Annotated in this window: 2 protein-coding genes; both read left to right on the top strand. The window is 71.9% G+C overall.

The window, feature by feature from the left end:
• The first annotated feature begins 74 nt into the window (after positions 1–74).
• Complete coding sequence (locus tag ACFXA3_RS42775) at positions 75–533, top strand: RrF2 family transcriptional regulator (protein WP_385196995.1); 459 nt, start codon at positions 75–77, stop codon at positions 531–533.
• Between the two features lie 136 nt (positions 534–669).
• Positions 670–768: a putative leader peptide gene (locus ACFXA3_RS42770; RefSeq protein WP_385196992.1), complete on the top strand. Its 99-nt coding sequence runs from the start codon at positions 670–672 to the stop codon at positions 766–768.
• Positions 769–1,255: the final 487 nt, after the last annotated feature.

Raw genomic sequence — 1,255 nt, 5'->3', positions numbered from 1 at the left:
CCGGCCCGGCAGCCTGCGGCGACCCACGGCGGACGTCGGCCGGATCCGGGCCGTCCATGCCGGATAATGTCCTCATGCGGATCTCAGCCAGGGCGGACTACGCGGTACGTGCCGCACTGCAGCTTGCCGCGTCACAGGATGACGAGCCGGTGAAGGCCGAAGCCATCGCCGACGCCCAGGACATCCCGCACAAGTTCCTCGAAGGCATTCTGAACGACATGCGCCGGGGCGGTCTCGTGGTCAGCCAGCGCGGCGGCAACGGCGGCTACCGGCTGGCCAAGCCCGCCCGGTCCATCACCATCGCGGACGTCATCCGCGTCGTGGACGGGCCGCTCGTCTCGGTGCGCGGCGTCCGGCCGCCGGACCTGTCCTACACCGGCCCCGCCCAGTCGCTGCTCCCCCTGTGGATCGCGCTGCGGGCCAACGTGCGCGAGATCCTCGACGGTGTGACCCTCGCCGACGTCGCCTCCGCCGAGCTGCCCGCCGCCGTATCGGCACTGGCCGAAACCCCCGGGGCCTGGACCAACCCGTAACCCCCCGCCCACCTGCGGTTTCCCACATCGCGAGATGCGGACGTCCACCATGCGGTCACCCTCTTGGGCCGGATCTCGCGCTCTGCCAATATGCCTACCAACCAGGTGGGAAAACTAGGAATCCAGGGAGGTGGCCGTGCACGCACTGCATCACGCGGGCCGGACCCTGCCCCTGACCTCCCGCCGGCACATCGATCTGGTCCGTACGTCCAGCGCCATCTGTCAGCCCGGCTGAGGCCCTTCGCCGGGCCGGCTCCACCGGTGGCGCGCCACCGGCGCCGTCCCCGTGTTCTCACCGCCGTCGGCCGCGCGGATCCCGCGCCCGTCCCGTCTCACCGGCCGCCCGCTGTGGTGCGCAGGCCGGCGACGGACCTGTTCCACGTCCTCCCCCGGTGCGTCCCACACCCGCGCTCCGCAGTCCGCATGCCTCGATCCCGCCGGCAGCGGCCAGGGGTGGACGCCCTGCGCGGCGACGGCTCCACGTCGCCCGTCCCCACACCCCACTGCCACACCCGTCCGACAACCGTCCCGTTCCCGTGAAAGGACACCTCCGTGTCTGCCGCAAGACCGCTCACCACCCTGCGCGCCCTCGCCGTCACCGCGACGCTTCCCCTGCTGCTCTCCGCTTGCGGTTACGGCTCCCAGGCCGAGAAGACGGACGCGAAGACGTCCGCCTCCCCCGCCGCAGACACGAAGAAGCTCTCCGCCTCCGAGGTCCGCAT

The sequence above is a fragment of the Streptomyces sp. NPDC059456 genome, from assembly GCF_042750055.1.
In the GTDB taxonomy this organism is placed as follows: domain Bacteria; phylum Actinomycetota; class Actinomycetes; order Streptomycetales; family Streptomycetaceae; genus Streptomyces.
The sequence above is the reverse complement of the archived record's forward strand: the minus strand, read 5'-3'. Positions and strand labels throughout refer to the sequence as shown.